At 69.6% G+C, this 16,127-nt stretch carries 15 protein-coding genes and 1 tRNA gene; 11 read left to right on the forward strand and 5 right to left on the reverse strand.

Going from position 1 to position 16,127, the window contains the following annotated elements:
• Nucleotides 1-4 precede the first annotated feature (4 nt).
• The 3 genes from SACCYDRAFT_RS18860 (at nucleotide 5) to SACCYDRAFT_RS18870 (ending at nucleotide 4,784) form a co-directional block, all read left to right on the forward strand.
• Nucleotides 5-2,191: a phospholipase A2 gene (locus tag SACCYDRAFT_RS18860; protein WP_005458627.1), complete on the forward strand. Its 2,187-nt coding sequence runs from the start codon at nucleotides 5-7 to the stop codon at nucleotides 2,189-2,191.
• Between the two features lie 465 nt (nucleotides 2,192-2,656).
• Nucleotides 2,657-4,075 carry an LCP family protein gene (locus tag SACCYDRAFT_RS18865; RefSeq protein ID WP_043537403.1) on the forward strand — a complete coding sequence of 473 codons (1,419 nt, stop codon included), beginning with the start codon at nucleotides 2,657-2,659 and terminating at the stop codon, nucleotides 4,073-4,075.
• Nucleotides 4,076-4,316: 241 nt separating this feature from the next.
• Nucleotides 4,317-4,784, forward strand: coding sequence for a helix-turn-helix transcriptional regulator (locus tag SACCYDRAFT_RS18870; protein ID WP_005458630.1), 468 nt, complete (start codon nucleotides 4,317-4,319; stop codon nucleotides 4,782-4,784).
• Here SACCYDRAFT_RS18870 and SACCYDRAFT_RS18875 read toward each other — a convergent pair.
• A complete protein-coding gene (locus SACCYDRAFT_RS18875; protein ID WP_005458632.1) occupies nucleotides 4,747-6,255 on the reverse strand; it encodes a flavin-containing monooxygenase in 1,509 nt (502 codons plus the stop codon). The two genes, SACCYDRAFT_RS18870 and SACCYDRAFT_RS18875, sit on opposite strands and share 38 nt — an antisense overlap.
• Before the next feature lie 80 nt (nucleotides 6,256-6,335).
• Here SACCYDRAFT_RS18875 and SACCYDRAFT_RS18880 point away from each other — a divergent pair, with 80 nt between their 5' ends.
• Entirely contained in the window at nucleotides 6,336-6,956 is a 621-nt protein-coding gene (locus SACCYDRAFT_RS18880) for a TetR/AcrR family transcriptional regulator (protein ID WP_005458633.1), read from the forward strand.
• 191 nt (nucleotides 6,957-7,147) lie between these two features.
• Entirely contained in the window at nucleotides 7,148-7,555 is a 408-nt protein-coding gene (locus SACCYDRAFT_RS18885; RefSeq protein ID WP_005458634.1) for a hypothetical protein, read from the forward strand.
• A 42-nt stretch (nucleotides 7,556-7,597) separates the two neighbouring features.
• Here SACCYDRAFT_RS18885 and SACCYDRAFT_RS18890 read toward each other — a convergent pair whose 3' ends face one another.
• Nucleotides 7,598-7,819, reverse strand: a complete 222-nt coding sequence (locus SACCYDRAFT_RS18890) for a DUF3618 domain-containing protein (protein WP_005458635.1) — start codon at nucleotides 7,817-7,819, stop codon at nucleotides 7,598-7,600.
• 155 nt (nucleotides 7,820-7,974) lie between these two features.
• Between SACCYDRAFT_RS18890 and SACCYDRAFT_RS18895 the strand changes: the two genes are divergently transcribed.
• A tRNA-Leu gene (locus tag SACCYDRAFT_RS18895) sits at nucleotides 7,975-8,048 on the forward strand.
• Nucleotides 8,049-8,152: 104 nt separating this feature from the next.
• Here SACCYDRAFT_RS18895 and SACCYDRAFT_RS18900 read toward each other — a convergent pair.
• Complete coding sequence (locus tag SACCYDRAFT_RS18900) at nucleotides 8,153-8,935, reverse strand: alpha/beta fold hydrolase (protein WP_005458636.1); 783 nt, start codon at nucleotides 8,933-8,935, stop codon at nucleotides 8,153-8,155.
• Nucleotides 8,932-9,450 (reverse strand): PadR family transcriptional regulator, encoded by a 519-nt coding sequence (locus SACCYDRAFT_RS18905; RefSeq protein WP_043536674.1) that lies wholly within the window; start codon nucleotides 9,448-9,450, stop codon nucleotides 8,932-8,934. The genes SACCYDRAFT_RS18900 and SACCYDRAFT_RS18905 overlap by 4 nt, the downstream gene beginning before the upstream one ends.
• A 178-nt stretch (nucleotides 9,451-9,628) precedes the next feature.
• On the opposite strand from SACCYDRAFT_RS18905, the gene SACCYDRAFT_RS26670 reads away from it, so the two are divergent.
• Nucleotides 9,629-9,802 (forward strand): hypothetical protein, encoded by a 174-nt coding sequence (locus SACCYDRAFT_RS26670; RefSeq protein WP_198284941.1) that lies wholly within the window; start codon nucleotides 9,629-9,631, stop codon nucleotides 9,800-9,802.
• 310 nt (nucleotides 9,803-10,112) lie between these two features.
• A complete protein-coding gene (gene abc-f, locus SACCYDRAFT_RS18910; RefSeq protein WP_005458640.1) occupies nucleotides 10,113-11,744 on the forward strand; it encodes a ribosomal protection-like ABC-F family protein in 1,632 nt (543 codons plus the stop codon).
• A gap of 13 nt (nucleotides 11,745-11,757) precedes the next feature.
• On the opposite strand, the gene SACCYDRAFT_RS18915 is transcribed toward abc-f, so the two are convergent.
• The gene (locus SACCYDRAFT_RS18915) at nucleotides 11,758-13,362 is read right to left on the reverse strand and encodes an FUSC family protein (RefSeq protein WP_005458641.1); all 1,605 of its coding nucleotides are present in this window, start codon (nucleotides 13,360-13,362) and stop codon (nucleotides 11,758-11,760) included.
• A gap of 46 nt (nucleotides 13,363-13,408) precedes the next feature.
• Here SACCYDRAFT_RS18915 and SACCYDRAFT_RS18920 point away from each other — a divergent pair, with 46 nt between their 5' ends.
• From SACCYDRAFT_RS18920 to SACCYDRAFT_RS18930, 3 genes are all read left to right on the forward strand, one after another.
• Nucleotides 13,409-13,918 (forward strand): MarR family winged helix-turn-helix transcriptional regulator, encoded by a 510-nt coding sequence (locus SACCYDRAFT_RS18920; protein ID WP_005458642.1) that lies wholly within the window; start codon nucleotides 13,409-13,411, stop codon nucleotides 13,916-13,918.
• Nucleotides 13,919-14,013: 95 nt separating this feature from the next.
• Entirely contained in the window at nucleotides 14,014-15,174 is a 1,161-nt protein-coding gene (locus tag SACCYDRAFT_RS18925; protein ID WP_005458643.1) for an NAD(P)/FAD-dependent oxidoreductase, read from the forward strand.
• Nucleotides 15,171-16,088, forward strand: coding sequence for an RNA polymerase sigma-70 factor (locus SACCYDRAFT_RS18930; RefSeq protein WP_005458644.1), 918 nt, complete (start codon nucleotides 15,171-15,173; stop codon nucleotides 16,086-16,088). Before SACCYDRAFT_RS18925 ends, SACCYDRAFT_RS18930 begins: the two co-directional genes overlap by 4 nt.
• Nucleotides 16,089-16,127: the final 39 nt, after the last annotated feature.

Below are 16,127 nucleotides of genomic sequence, written 5' to 3' on the forward strand. Positions count from 1 at the left end.
GGGCATGCCCGCCCGCCAAAGCCTGAACACGCGTCGACGGACACCGGGCGGCATCGCTCGACTCCTGCTGCTGGTCCTACTGGTGGCGGGTTTCGGTTTCCTGGCCTCGCGGTCGGAAGCCACACCCGCCACCTCCGAAGCCGGGCCCGCCGACGAGAGCCTGGCCGACGCCGAACGTGCCGTCGAAGCGTTGCTCGATCCCGAGCGCTCGGCCCAGGCGCTGTCCATGCTGCCTGCCGACTTCGCGGCAGTGACCGGCGTCGAGGCCGCGTCGCAGAAGGCGCTCGACGGCACGGTGAGGGCCGTGCACGTCGGTGGCGGATGCTCCGCACCGTGGGGTGACGACAGCACACGGTGGGACTTCGGCACACCCTGCCGTTCCCACGACCTCGGCTACGACCTGCTTCGCTACGCGGAGAAGAAGGGCAGCCCGCTCAGGGCCGAGCTCAGGGAGGCGCTCGACGACCGGCTGTCCGACGACATGTACGCCACCTGCGACGTCAACCCGAAGGGGACGCCCGGGCTGTGCCGCGGCGTCGCCGCGATCTACACGGCGGGTCTCGTGGTGAACTCCTGGCACCAGAGGTGGGGACCTCCGGTGGGTGAGCCCCTGCTTCCGCTGTTGGCCGGGGTCGTGGTCATCGGTGTGCTGCTGTGGCACCGGTTTCGCGAACGTCTTCTCGGCGCCTCCACCGCCGCGCCGCGCCCCGACTCCGCACCACGCCGGAGCAGGGGCATCGTGCCCGCCATGCCGTGGACGCTGCTCGGCGTCGGCAGCGTGGTGGTACTCATCCTCGGCGAGTCGACGGTGGCGTTGGCTCGCTGGGCCGACGTGGGCGGCCAGTGGTTGTGGCCCCTCACCTGGCTGACGCAGTCGGCGGTGCTGTTCTTCTTCGCCGCGGGACACAGCAACGCCGCGGCTTGGGACGCCAGCTCGCGAACCGGCGGCGGGGTGCGGGCCTACCTGGCCCACAGGGGCAGCTGGCTGCTGCGGCTCACACTCGTGTTCGCCGTCGTGGCCTTCGCGGTCCCCCTCGCGCTGGAACTGCTGCACGTGCCGCCGACGACCGTCGAGGGTGTCGTCCGGATGGCGTTGCACCCACTGTGGCTGCTCGGTTTCTACCTGCTCACGGTGGTCCTCACCCCGCTGATGCAGGCGCTGCACCGCCGCGCGCCGCGCGCGGTGCCGTTGGGGCTGGCTCTCGCGCTCGCCGGCGCGGAGTGGACCACCACGCTCACCACGTCGTCGTGGCCTCACCATCTCGGCACGCTGACCCTCGCGTTGTTGGCGCAGCAGGCCGCCTTCGCCCATCGGGACGGGTTCACCCCCACGCGGCGTCAGCTCCTGCTCACGGCCGGGGCCGGAACCGGCGCGTTGACGATCGGGGTCACCACGGGAGTGCTGCCACTCACGGTGCTCGGGGTCGCCGACGCACCGCCCGCGCTGGCCGGGCCCACGACAGCCGTGTTGCTGGTCGGTGTGGTCCACATCGCGGTGCTCGGTCTGCTCAGGGCCCGCCTCGGCCGTCTGGTGTGCCGCCCGCCGATTCTGCGCGTGGCGGGGTTGGCCTCCCGCGCGCCGATGAGTCTCTACCTGCTCTTCCTCGCGACGGTGCTGTTGCTGGTGAGTGCCGTGTACCTGCCGAGGCGCCTCGGGTCGGGGTTCGGCGCACCGGGCGTGGAACCCCGTGCTCTGCTCGCCACCACACTGCTGGTCGGCCCCGCCGTCTTCGTGTTCGTCTGGATCGAACGCCACGTGTGGCACCGGCCGCCGCCCTTCCCGGTATGGAGTCACACGCAGGCCGGGCTGGACCGGCTGTTCTCCCACGGTGCGACGGTCGCGGGTTTCGGTTTCGCCGTCCTCGGCGTGTTCGGTTTCGCGCTGGCGACACTGAACACCACACCGACGGCTCTCTCGGGTCTGCTGCTCGATCCGGTGCAGAGCCTGGTGCACCTCCTACTGGGAATGTCGTTGTTGCACAGCGTGCGCACCGGTTCCACCAACACTCCGGGAATATGGCTGCTCACGGCGGCTGCCTGCGTGCCGCCGTTGCTGTCGGTGACGGCGGCGCCGTCGCCCGACTCAGTCGGCGTGGTGGTGCACGCGATGACCTGCCTGGTCGCCGTCGCCGCGGCGGTCACGACCACGGTGATCGCCCTGACCTCCCCCTCCCGGGGGGCGCGGGGCTGAACGACCGGCCGAGTGGGGTGGTGTCCGTGTCGGCGGTTCCTCGTGTGGCACCCTACGACAACCGCAGCCTGCACCCGTGCGTCTGAATCCGTGGGGGCCGACAGGCTCGACGGAGAAGCAGCGACGGAAAGGAGCCCTGGCGTGGAGCGACCGCCGGGAGACGACCCGCGCCGCCCTCGCCCCCCGCGCCGCGGGCCGGAGCGAGCCGTCGACGGAACTCGTGGCGGCCCGCGCCGGGGTGGCAGGGACCGCGACGGCGAGCGGGTACGCAGACAGCAGCCTCCCAGCCGTGACCCACGGCGTACGGGGGCGCCGCGCGGGCGTCAGGAGGCACGTACCAGGTCGGACGGAACGCGCGGGGAGCGCCCGGCACGGCAGCCGAGCAGGCAGAGCGCGAAGCCGAGGGGCGGCGCCCGACCACACCGTCGAGGCGGGCACGTCGGTGCCAGGGCCGCGTTGGCACTCGTGTCCGTGCTCGTCCTCACCGTCACCGGCTACGCCTGGGCAGCCATGCAGGGCCTCGTCAACGGCCTGACGATGGCCGACGTCATCGAAAAGGAGGAGGAAGAGCTTCCCGCCGACGGGGCGCGCGACATCCTCCTGGTCGGCATGGACAGCCGGGTCGACGCGCAGGGCAACCCACTGCCGAAGGACGTTCTCGCCAAACTCAACGCCGGTGTGGCCGACGGTGAACTGAACACCGACACGCTGATCCTCCTCCACGTCCCCAACGACGGCGGGAAGGCTGTGGCGCTGTCCCTGCCGAGGGACTCCTACGTGACGGTCCCCGGGTTCGGCCAACACAAGATCAACTCCGCGTACGCACGCGGGAAGATGGCCGCGAAGAGGGAGCTGGAACAGCAGGGGGTCACCGACGAGAAGGAACTGGAGCTGCGCAGCAACCAGGAGGGCGCCAAGACGCTCATCTCCACCATCGAGACGTTGACGGGCCAGACCATCGACAACTACGCCTCGATCAACCTGCTCGGTTTCTACGACATCACCAACGCCATCGGTGGTGTGGAGGTGTGCCTGAAGCAGGCCACGAAAGACCCGTACTCCGGCGCGAACTTCAAGGCGGGCAAGCAGACCATCTCCGGGGTGCAGGCGCTCGCGTTCGTCCGGCAGCGGCACGGGCTGCTGCGGGGCGACCTCGACCGAGTCGTGCGGCAACAGGTGTTCCTCGCCGGGCTGGCGAACAGGGTGCTCTCGGCGGGCACGCTGACGGACCCGGCCAAGCTGAACAACCTCGTCGACGCGATCAAGAAGTCCGTCGTCGTGAACAAGGGCTGGGACATCCTGTCGTTCGCCCAGCAGATGAAGGGGCTCACCGGCGGGCAGATCCAGTTCCGCACCATTCCGATCGTGAACCCCGAGTACGACACCCCCGACGGAATGGCGGTACAGGTCGACCCGACCGAGGTCCGGAACTTCGTCGCGAAACTGTCGGGCAAGAAGCCGAGCGGGAAGTCTCAGCAGGCTCCCGCGCCCGGCGAGATCACCGTCGACGTCTACAACACCTCGGACGTTCAGGGCCTCGCGGGCACGGTGTCCGAGTCGCTCGTCGCGCAGGGCTACGTGCAGGGCGAGGTGGCCAACGACACGCCCCGGCAGGCGAGCGTGGTCCAGGCCGCGAAGGGGGAACGCGCCTCCGCACAGGCCGTCGCCGACGCACTGGGCGGTGGGATCGCCGTGGAGGAGAGCGCGGAGGTCACGTCGGGGCACGTGCGTGTGCTGCTCGCGCCGGACTACCAGTCCACCGGTAGCTCAGCGGCGGGTGCGCCGGCCGGAGGTGGGAACGCACCGGGTGCGGCCCCCCAGCAGGCGGGTGAGGGGTCGGCCGAGCAGCCGATCACCGCAGACGGCGTCACCTGCGTCAACTGAGAGCTCCCGACCCGGCGAAGCAGCGGCTCACTACCCCGATCGGGCGACATAGCGCCAGGATCGCCGAGAGACTATCACCCTCGGCAGACACCGCTAGCCCGAAAAGCGCAGCGGACTACTCCGTTAGGACCAACCACGTCGGATTGGTGGGTTTTCTTCCTGCTGCCGCGTAAGGGCAGCGCCCTTCGCCCATTCACATGTCGTAGAACAACCGGCGGCACGGCAGGAGCAGGGGACACCAGTGTTGATCGACAACGACATGTACCAGAGAATCCTGGGTGAGGAACTGCGCAGACTGCGGACCCAACGCGGCTGGACCCGCAAGGAACTGGGCGAGCGCCTGCAGAGCGGCATCTCGTTGCAGACGCTCGCCACCTACGAGCTGGGCACGCGACAGTGTTCCGTGGTGAGGCTCGCCGAACTGTGCCTCGCGATGGGCGAGCTGCCGCAGAACCTGCTCGCCCGCGTCCACAGCAGGCTGTTCACCCACGAAGCCGACCAGGTGCGCGTGAACCTGGCCGACGTCGTGGCCGACGAACAACCCGAGCTGCTCCCGCTGCGCCGCTGGGCGCGCGGCAGGCTCGCCGCGGGCGGATCCACCGACGTGCGGTTCGACCGAGCCACCCTGGAGCAGCTCGCGTCACTGTGCGACCTGCGGACCGAAGAGCTCGTCACGCGACTGAAGAAGCTGTCCGCGGCGACGCTGTAGCGCGCCGGGAGAGCCGGAAGTCGGCCGGATCCAGCCTGCGCGTGCGCATCCAGTACCGCCAGGTGAACCCCGGCCAGATGGTGCGGTTGACGCCCTGCGAGTCCAGGTACCAGCTCCTGCATCCGCCCCGGGTCCAAATGCCGTTCGCGAGCTTGCGCTGGATGTCGGCGTTGGACTGTGCCTGGGTGTCGGCGCGCACCTCGATGGCGTCGGCACCGTGGGACTCGACGTAGCGCATGGCCTCGGAGATGTACCGGATCTGCTGCTCGATCATGAACACCACCGAGTTGTGACCCAGCCCGGTGTTGGGGCCGAGCAGGAAGAACAGGTTCGGGTATCCGTTGGCGGTGATGCCGAGATGGGTCTGCATGCCGTGCCGGGCCCACTGCCTGCCGAGGTTGGTGCCGTCGGCCCCCACGATGTCGAGGTGGTCGAAGCCGTCGGTGACGTGGAACCCGGTGCCGTAGATGATCGCGTCGACCTCGCGCTCGATCCCGGCCTTGTCGAGGATGCCCGTCTCGGTGACCTCGGCGATGCCGTCGGTGACGACCTCGACGTTGTCCCGCGTCAGGGCCGGGTAGTAGTCGTTGGAGATCAGCACGCGCTTGCACCCGAGCACGTAGTCCGGGGTGAGCTTCGCCCGCAGGCCGGGGTCGGTGACGTGCTTGTCGAGATGGCGCTTCGCGATCTTCTGCGCGAGCCGCATGATGCGGGGGTCGCCGTTGAAGCCGACGGCGCGCAGTTCCAGGGTCCAGTAGAGGAAGTCGCGGTAGGCACGCTGGGCGAGCGGGACGTGGGCGAACAACCGCTTGACCCAGTCCGGCATCGTGTGATCGGCCTTCGGCATCACCCAGGGCGCGGTACGTTGGAAGAGATGTAGCCGCCCCACCTGGCCCGCGATCGCGGGCACGAACTGGATGGCGCTGGCGCCGGTGCCGACCACGGCCACACGCTTGCCGCGCAGGTCGAAGTCGTGGTCCCACTGCGCCGAGTGGAACGCCGCACCACGGAAGCGTTCGGCGCCGACGAGTTCGGGAATCTGTGGCAGGTGCAGCGCACCCACCCCGCACACCAGGTAGCGGGCCACGTACTCGTCACCCGAAGCTGTCGTGACGTGCCAGCGGTGTTCGTCGGCGTCCCACCGCGCACCCGTCATTTCCTGGCCGAAGTGGATGAAACGGTAGAGTCCGTACTTCCTCGCGACACCGCGCAGGTAGTCGTGGATCTCCGGCTGCGGGGAGAAGGAGCGAGACCAATTCGGATTCTGCTCGAACGAGAACGAGTACATGTGGGACTGGATGTCGCACGCGCAACCGGGGTAGGTGTTGTCGCGCCAGGTGCCGCCGACCTCGTTGGCCTTCTCCAGCACGACGAAGTCCTCGCGACCGTCTCTACGCAACTGGATCGCCATGCCGAGACCGGAGAACCCGGTTCCGACGACGACCACCCCGGTCTCGGTGCGATTACCCATGTCCGTGCCTCCATGCGACGGTTCCTGTTACCCCGAGTCCACCTTACCCAGAGTAGGTTACTGCGAGTAGGATAACGATCGTGAGCGCGACCGCAAAGCCCCCAACCCAGCGGCGCAGGCGAATGCCGCGAGCCGAACGCGAACAGCAGATGATCGAGGTCGCCGAGAGCGTGTTCGCCGAACGTGGCTACTCCGCCGCGTCGATGGACGAGATCGCCGAACGTGTCGGCGTCTCCAAGCCCATGCTCTACGAGTACTTCCAGTCGAAGGAAGGCCTGCTGCTCGCCTGCATCCAGGCCGCCCGTTCCGCGCTCCGGGACGCCACCCAGCGGGCCGTGCTCGACGCGACGACCGCGGAGGAGGCCCTGCGGAAGGGACTGTTGGCGTTCTTCGAGTTCGTGCGCGACCGCAGGCAGGCGTGGTCGTTGCTGCGCCATGAGACGAGCCTGGTCGGCACCTCGGCCGCCGACGAACTCGAAGCCACCCGGAAGCAGCAGACCGACCTCATCGCCTCGCTCATGGGCGGCTACCTGAACGTGTCCGATCCCGCGCTCACGCACGCGATGGCCGAGTTCGTGGTGGGCGGCTGCGAACGCCTGGCGCTCTGGTGTGAGCAGAACGAGAACATCACCCCGGAGACGGCCACGGACTACACGATGAACTTGCTCTGGGGTGGTTTACGTCACCTCGCGCAACAATGATCGACAGTACGAGGCGTTAACTTAACTCTAAGTGTTAACAGACTGAGAGGGTTATCACTCTGAGTAGCCTTTTCCGCCCCCTCCTGTTGCTGGTACGCCGGGCGCGTTACAGACTTGAATCATCGTCATAAAGACAGGGGAACGTCCCGGGGAACGCTGCGCCCTGTCGCGAAGAGGGGATGAACGAGGCGATGCAGACAATCACGGCGAAGTACGTGCAACGCGACGAGGACTGGACCGTCACCGTGTCCGGCCTCGGCAAGACGCTGAACGGAGAGGCGTCGGGCATCATCGCCGCGAGGGACCGCGCCGACCAGCTCGTGGAGCAGCTCGCGGGAGAAGGCACACCCCCCACGGTGGTGCACCTGCTCAACGGCAGTGCGTACGAGTTCACCTCCACCTACATGACGGCCCGGCTCACGCGCGGTCCCGAGTCACCCGAGGCACCGGCGGACGATGAGAGGCCTGCCGAGACCCAGGACGCCGCTCAGCAAGGCGACGAGGAGAGCACCAAGCCCTCGGCCACGACAACGGTGCCGCGCAAGGAACTGGGCCGCGACCCGCGGAGCACGGAACACCGCTACGCCCACGCGGGCTGAGACGCCGCGGCGGCCCGCGACGTCTCCCCGCTCGGCGCAGGCTCAGCGCAGCAGCTTGCGCAGGAGCAGGACGCCGAGCAACAGGCCCGCACCGATCAGCGGGTACTTCACCTTCGGCTCGTCGAACTTGGCCTGGACAGTGCTCCGTGCCGAGTCGGCGAGCTGTTTCGGATTCGCCTTCTCACCGATGCGGTCCAGGGTGACCGCGAGTGCCTCCCTGGCCTTCTCGATGTCGCGTTCGATCGTCTCGGGGTCGCGCGCCACGTGTCCTCCCTGAAAAGCACTGTTCGCAGTGCTGTCACGGTAGATCACAGCAGGCAGACCCGCCTCACCGGCCACGCCGTCGGGCAGGACGGCGGAAACGATCGCAACACCGCTTGTCCCGTGGCGCCGGGCCAGGCGTTAGGCTGCTCGGTGTCGGGCCCGTAGCCCAATTGGCAGAGGCACACGGTTTAGGTCCGTGCCAGTGTGGGTTCGAGTCCCACCGGGCCCACCGAACTAGACGAGAACCGCACTTCTCCCACCGTCCACAGGCGGTGTCGTGAGGCCGAAGCCGTGAAGCCGTCGCCCGTCCCGAACGCGCGACGCCGTCGTGGCTCAGGCTCCCCGGACCGGGACCAGGCGCGGGTCCGTGGTCCCGTCCAGCCACGAACGCAGGACCCCGTTGAACAGGTTCGGGTCTTCCACGTTCCAGATGTGGTGCATTCCCGGCGCGAGCCGCAACTGTGCCTGCGGCGCGGCCTCGGCGATCACCGTCAGGGAGTCGCGCACCGCCGCGGACTCCTTCTCCCCCACGATCGCGAGCAGGGGGCCCGAGTAGCGGCGCAGGTCCGCAGGCACACCACCCGCGCACACTTCGGCGTTCATCGCGGCCGCTGTCTCCGGGTGTACCGAGAGCGCGTGCGTGACGTACTGGGCGCGTGAGTCCTTCGGGATCCCCATGGCCGTGGCCTGGGAAAGCCAGAACCACGGCGCCCGCCAGAACGCCAACTGCAGTCTGCAGACCAGACGGAGTCCGAGACCGGCCGGCTTGAGTGGCGCTCCGGTGAGGAACGCCGAGCGCACCCGGTCGGGGTGCCGAGCCAACACGCGCAGTGCCGTCACGGCGCCCAGGGAAAGCCCCACGAGGTCGAAGGGACCGTCGACACCGTTCGACGTCACTCGCTCCACGATGTCGTCGGCCACCGCGTCCAGACCCGGCCAGCGTTCCCCGACTCGCTCCCCGAAGCCGGGGAGATCGGGCACGAGCACCGTCCGGTCGGTGAGCGCGGGCAGCTGTGGCTCCCACATCCAGTTCGCGACGTTGCCTCCGTGCAGCATCACCAGCGGGCGCGCCGCCGTGTCCGTCGCGGGGCGGTGTACCTCCGGAAAGCCACTCATGCGACTTCCTCCTCGACCGCGTCGAGCCAGGCGAGTTCGGTGCGCAGGTGCGCGATGCCGTTGTCCAGGGTGGCGAGGCGCAGGCGGGCACCTCGATCGGACGCTTCGGCCTCGGCTCGCATCCGCTCGAAACGCTCCAACTTCGCTTCGGTCGCCTCGCGACGTCGCGCGAGAAGCGACCGGAGGCCGTCGTCGTCGAGGTCGCCGCCGAAGAACACCCTGGCGAGGAACGGGTCGCGTTCGACATGGCGCTCCGGGGCGCTCGCGAGCCACTCGGCGAGAGCCGCCCGCCCGGCGGCGGTGATGCGGTGCACCTGGCGGTCCGGCGCCCCCGAGCCTGCCACTGTCTCGACCTCCGCACAGCGGTCGGCGACGAGCTGGGCGAGGGTGCGATAGATCTGGGCCTTGTCCGCCGACCAGAAGTGCCCGACGGTCGAGTCGAAGTGCCGCTTGAGGTCGTAACCGGTCATGGGACCGAGGGCGAGCAACCCCAGGATGATGCGTGACAGAACCATGCCCCTAGTAGACAAGTCCCCTAGGAGATTTGTCAACCAGGGTTGTTTCCCGTCTTCACCGGCGTCCGGGGCGACGACGTCAAGGCGGTCCTCCACGCCGGTCAACGGACGGGCAGGGTGGTTGTGACCACGTCCGGCCGCCGTGCGACGGTAGCGGTCGGACTGTGAGAGGAACGGCATGGACGACGACTTCGAACTGGGTGCACTGTGCAGCTCCTGCGAGGGTGAGGGACGCGTCTCCGACCCGAAGGTGGCGGTCATCGCCGGTGTACCGCAGACCGTTGTCACGTCACGACCGTGCCGCTGGTGCGAGGACAGCGGCCGCCGCCGCGGACTACGCCCGCCGGTCTGAGTCTGCGATCGGCCCGGGTCGATCGGCGCCGATCCGACCGGTGGACGCCGAGCCCGCACCCAAGCCGCCGAAAGCCCGGCCACCGCTCGTTAAACACCTGCGTCGGGCGCCCCCCGGGTGTTATCGTCACCGTCGGCGACTGCCGACGATCGATGAGGAGCCGACGTGGTGAGTGACGACGACATCTCCGGGTGATACCGGAGCATGATCGGCCACCGGCAGGCGAAAGCGCCGCCGGGGCCGCGATCTCGTCATCCTCGTTCGTTCCCGTACCGCCTACCGGTACGTCCTTCCCTCATCGAGGTCTTTCATGTCCGCATCCATCGTCTGTTCGCGTGTGTCGTTCCACTGGTCCGACGACACTCCTCTCTTCACCGACCTGTCCTTCAGCATCGGCACAGGGCGTACCGGCCTCGTGGCCCCCAACGGCGCCGGCAAGAGCACGCTGTTGAAACTCGTCGTCGGCGAGTACACCCCCACGAGCGGCACCGTGTCCGTGAACGGCGTCTGCGGCTACCTCCCGCAGACTTTGCCGTTGGAGAGCGAGCTGACCGTCGCCGAGGCACTCGGTGTCGCGCCCGTGCTCGCCGCGCTGACCGCCGTGGAGTCCGGCGACGTCGACGAGAAGCACTTCACCACGATCGGCAACGACTGGGACATCGAGGAACGCACCCGGGCCGAGCTCGACCGGCTCGGCCTCGACGGCATCACGCTCGACCGGCCACTGCACACGCTGAGCGGCGGACAGGTCGTCTCGGTCGGGTTGGCGGCGCAACTGCTGAAGCGTCCTGACGTCCTGCTGCTCGACGAGCCCACGAACAACCTCGACCTCGACGCCCGGCACCGGCTCTACGACGCCCTCGAAAACTGGAACGGCTGCCTCGTGGTCGTCAGCCACGACCGGGAGCTGCTGGATCGCCTCGACCGCATCGCCGAACTCGACGGCGACGAGCTGCGGTTCTTCGGCGGCAACTTCACGGCCTACGAGAACACGGTCCGGGCGGAGCAGGAGGTCGCCGAACGCAATCTCCGCCAGGCCGAGCTGGAGGTCAAGCGGGAGAAGCGGGACATGCAACTCGCTCGTGAGCGTGCCGCCCGGCGGACGAGCAACGCCGCCCGCAACATCCGCGACGCCGGAATCCCCAAGATCGTGGCGGGGGCGATGAAGCGCCGTGCGCAGGAGTCGGCGGGCAAGGCCGACGACATCCACTCAGCTCGCGTGCGGCAGGCACAGGAGCGCCTCGACGAGGCGGGCAGGGCGCTGCGCGACGAACAGAGGATCGTGGTGGACCTGCCGGAGACCGCTGTGCCCTCGGGGCGCACGTTGTTCGAGGGCCGGCGCCTCCAGGTCCACCACGACGGGCGGGCGCTGTTCGCCGGTGACGGGCTCACGCTCGACGTGCGTGGACCCGAACGTATCGCGCTGACGGGAGCCAACGGCAGCGGCAAGTCCACGCTGCTCCGCCTCATCAGCGGCGAGCTGCGGCCGGAGGGCTCCCTCACCCGCGTGGCCGACGGCCGCGTCGCCTACCTCTCACAGCGGCTCGACCTGCTGGACCTGCACCGCACCGTCGGCGACAACCTCGCCGACGCCGCGCCCACGATGTCGCGAACGCGGCGGATGCACCTGCTCGCCCAGTACCTGTTCACGGAGAACCATCTGAAGCTGCCCGTGGCGGAGTTGTCGGGGGGCGAACGGCTCCGCGCCACGCTGGCCTGCGTCCTGCACGCCGAGCCCGCGCCGCAACTGCTGTTGCTGGACGAGCCGACCAACAACCTCGATCTGGTCAGCGTGGGCCAACTGGAGAGCGCGCTGAACGCATACCGGGGCGCGTTCGTGGTGGTCAGCCATGACCAGCGCTTCCTCGCCGAGATCGGAATCGACCGCTGGCTGCGGCTTTCCGACGGTCGGCTACTCGAAACGGGCCCACTCGACGGCTGAGTCCGGGCGGCCGCTAGCCACCCATGACGGGTTCGCGGCCGTCCAACACCCGGTAGGCGCGGTGGGAGACGGTGAGCAGGTCCTCGGTCGGCAAACGCTCCGGCGGCACCTCGCCCGCCGCGACGTCATAGGCCTCGTGCAGCTCCAGCAACGCCGCCCGCAACCTCGCCGGATCGGGTTGCTCGGCGCTGCTCAGCCGTCGGACTCCGGCGAGAGCCAGGTGCACTCGCGACAGCCACGCGCGCTTCGGCGCCAACCGCGCCACGACCACGGCCACGGTCGCGCCTACCAGCGTCGCCCACACCCGGTCTGCGACCAGCTCGTGCGGCGGCAAGGCCGAGCCGAGCGCGCTGACCAGCAGGGCCACCGGGGTGGCGAAGAACAGCCCGAACGCGTAGTTGACCGTCACCGTCATCTCGGCACCCCACTGCAGCAGCGCGAGCAGGAGCACGACGACCCAGGCGGCGGGGTGGGCGCTGAGCACCGCAAGGCCTACCAGCACCCCGAACACCGTGCCCGAGACCCTCTGCACCATGCGTGGCACGGACGTCGACGTGCTGGTGGCCTGGAGCACCGACACCGCCGACACCGCCGCCCAGTAGGCGTGTCCGATCCCCAGCAGATGGGTCAGGACACCGGCGGCGAACGCCGCGACGCCGACCCTGGCGGCGTAGGGGAGCAACCATGCGCTCGGGTGCTGGCCGGGCCGCAGGGCGGCGACGCCCAGCCCGCGAAGGGTCCGCCAGCGCGACTCGGGAACCCGTTGCGCGGGCGGCTCTCCCCGCTCCCCCTTGCCGGAAGGGCGGGACGGCTCACCGTGGCGGACGGCGTGTGCCGCGCGACGCAGGTCAGCGGGCGTCGCCCTCGGGGACTCGTCGTCGACGAGCACCGACTCGCACGTGCTCACCGCCCGTACCAGGTCGGCCAGTACGGAACTCGCCCGATGCCGCTTGCCCACCTCGGCCACACTGTTCCAGGCACGGTCCACGGCCACGGCGGCCCGGTGCCGGGTCGGCAGGCCGGACGGGGCCTCCAGATGCGCGGCGGTGGCCTCCAGCGCCTGTGCCACGGCCTCACGTTGTGGCCGCAGACCACGGACGCGCGCTCCCACGTAGGAGACCGTCCACGCCAACGTCGCGCTGGCCGCGGTGACACCGAGGTGGACGGGAAGCTCACCCGCGGACAGCGGGAGGTGGGCGCACGCGCCGGTGGCGAACGCGAACATGAGCCCTCCCGGCGCGCCCGCCTTGACCGCCGTGCAGGCCATCGTCGCCAGTGCGCCCACGAGTGCGGTGGCCAGCAGTGCGACGGTGACGTGCCACGTCGACCCACCCCAGACCACGGCCACGAGATCGCCGATCGCCACGGCCAGCACCATCCCGACCGCCACCGCCGCGAGCGTGCGTACCTGGCGCCGGTACGGGTCGTTGCGGGAGTAGACACTGGTGAGGGCGCCGAACACCGCGCCCGCCACGAGGTCGAGCCGGTCGAGCCCGAGCAGGATGACGAGCGGAACGCTCACCGAAAGCAACGCGCGGCAGGCCGGCCACAGCAGCGGGCCGGCCCGGCGGATGCGGAAGGTGCGCGAGAGATCGCGGAACAGGACGCTTCGAGGCACGTCACCCCACGATACCGATTCCTTTCACTAGTGAAACACTAGTGAGATGGATCGAACACCTGACCTCATCGCCGCGGCCAGGAAACAGTGGCGGGAGGTTCACCCCGACACGGACACGAGCAGCATGGACGTCATCGGTCGCGTGTTCCGGGCGGCGGCCGTACTGCGACGGCGGCTCGACACGGTGCTCGCCGAAGAGGGGCTCAACCGCGCGGAGTTCGACCTGTTGTGCGCGCTACGCCGCAGCGGAGGCCCGGTGACGGTGGGCAGGCTGGGCGAGCAGACCGTGTCCTCCGGCGCGGCGACCACCAAACGCCTGCACAACCTCTCCGAACGCGGCCTGCTGCAGCGCACGACCGACGAGCGAGACAGGCGCGTCGCCTACGTCCACCTCACCGACCTCGGGCGTGAGGTGATCGACCGGGCGTTCCATCGCAACCTCACGGCTGAACAGCGGGTACTGGACCCTCTGCCCGACGAGCGGCGCGAGGAGCTCACCCACGGCCTCACGGCCCTGCTGAGCACTCTCGAGGGGTTGCCTCCCACCGCGGACTGACCGCTCTGTGACACACATCACTCTAATTCACGTCCGCTTCTCCCACCTCGTCATGCGGGTGTCCGGCGACTTCGGAAGCGAGAAGGGACGAGAACATGAACAAGATCGTGGTGCTCGGTGCGGGATACGCGGGCCTGACGGCGGCGGTGAACCTGGCCGCCCGGACGAAACACCGGGACGACGTGCACATCACGCTCGTCAACGCGGCTGAGCGGTTCACCGAACGGCTGCGACTGCACCAGGTGGCGTCCGGGCAGCGGGTGGCCGACTTTCGCATCCCCGAGCTGCTGCGGGACACCGGCGTCGAGTTCGTACGCGGGTGGGTCACCGGCCTCGACGCCACCGCCCGTACCGTCCGCGTCGACGACCAGCGGGTGCTGGAGTTCGACACGCTCGTGTACGCGCTGGGCAGCGTGGCGCGGACCTCGACCGTCCCAGGAGCCGACATCCACGCCTACACGCTCGACAGCACGCACGACGCCGAGCTGCTCGCACGGCGGCTGTCCGAGCCCGGTGCCCCGACGGTCGCCGTGTGCGGCAGCGGACTGACCGGCGTCGAGGCCGCCGCCGAGATCGCCGAACAGCACCCGGCGGCCGACGTCGTGTTGCTCGGCAGGCAGGAGCCCGGTGCCGCGCTCGGTGAACGCGCGAGGGCCCACGTGCGGGCCGCGCTCGACCGGCTCGGCGTGCGGGTGCGCGACGAGGTCGAGATCGTCAAGGTGCTGCCGGGCTCCGTGGAACTGGCGGGAGGTGAGAGTGTCACCGCCGACGTGGTGCTCTGGACCAGCGGCGTCACCGCGTCGCCACTGGCGTCGGCAGCCGGACTCGAGGTCGACGAGCTCGGTCGCATCGTCACCGACTCCTCGCTGCGATCGGTCACTCACCCGCACGTCTACGCGGTGGGTGACGCCGCCGCGGTCCGGCAGAGGTTCGGGGTCCTGCACGGCACCTGCCAGAGCGGGATGCCGACCGGCGTACACGCTGCCGTGTCGATCACCGCGGAGCTGAAGGGCAGGCGGCCGAAGGCGTTCCGGTTCGGCTACCTCCACACCCCCGTCAGCCTCGGCAGACACGACGCGGTGGTGCAGTTCACCCGACCCGACCACTCGCCGAAACGGCTCGTGCTGACCGGGCGTCGCGCCGTCTGGTACAAGGAGACGGTGAGCGCGGCGCCATGGCCCTCGTTCGCACGGATGCGCACGATGCCACGGTCGGGTTCCTTCGCCTGGCGGCGTGGCGGGAGGTACACACGATGACCGGGTCCGGCCAGGCCGACGCGACCGTCTTCACCGAGCACCGGCGGCTGTTGTTCTCGATGGCCTACCGCATCCTCGGCACCGCGGTCGACGCGGAGGACGCCGTGCAGGACGCCTGGGTGAAGTGGTCGTCGACCGACCGTTCCCAGGTCGCCGACCCGAAGGCGTACCTGGTGCGGATCGTCTCGTCGGTCGCGATGGACCGCCTACGGTCCGCCCAACGCCGCAGGGAGACGTACGTGGGACCGTGGCTGCCGGAGCCGATCCTCACCACGGTCGACGCCTCGGACGACGTGGCGACGGCCGAGTCGGTGTCGATGGCGCTGCTGGTGGTCCTGGAGACGCTCACCCCGCTGGAGCGCGCCGTCTTCGTGTTGCGGGAGGCTTTCGGGTTCAGCCACGCCGAGATCGCCGACGCCGTGGACCGCTCGGAGGACACCGTGCGCCAGGCAGCGCACCGGGCGCGGTCGCACGTGCGGGCACGGCGGCCCCGCTTCCACACCGACCGCGCCCGGCAGCGCGAGGTCACGGAGCGGTTCATCGCCGCGACGACGGGAGGGGACCTCAACACACTCATGAGGCTCCTCGCACCCGACGTAGCACTGTGGACAGATGGAGGAGGCAGGGTCCGCCAGGCGATGCGCCCGGTGGTCGGCGCCGAACGCGTCGCGGCCTGGTTCGCGGGCATCGCGCGCAGGTCGTACGAGGGCGTGGACCCCGCCGACATGGCCATCGAGGTCACGGAGCTGAACGGCGGTCCGGGCATCGTCTTCGTCGGCGCGGGCCGCGTGATCTCCACGCTGACCCTGGACCTCGACGACAGTGGCCGGATCATCGCCGTCCACAATGTCGCGAACCCCGACAAGCTCGGCGCGGTCGCCACCCGCGCCGTGTACGGCGTCGGGCGCGAGTGACGACGCGGCGGCCGCGCTCGGGCCGCGTGGTCGGACAGT

Origin of the sequence: Saccharomonospora cyanea NA-134, from assembly GCF_000244975.1 — a bacterium.
GTDB lineage: Bacteria > Actinomycetota > Actinomycetes > Mycobacteriales > Pseudonocardiaceae > Saccharomonospora > Saccharomonospora cyanea.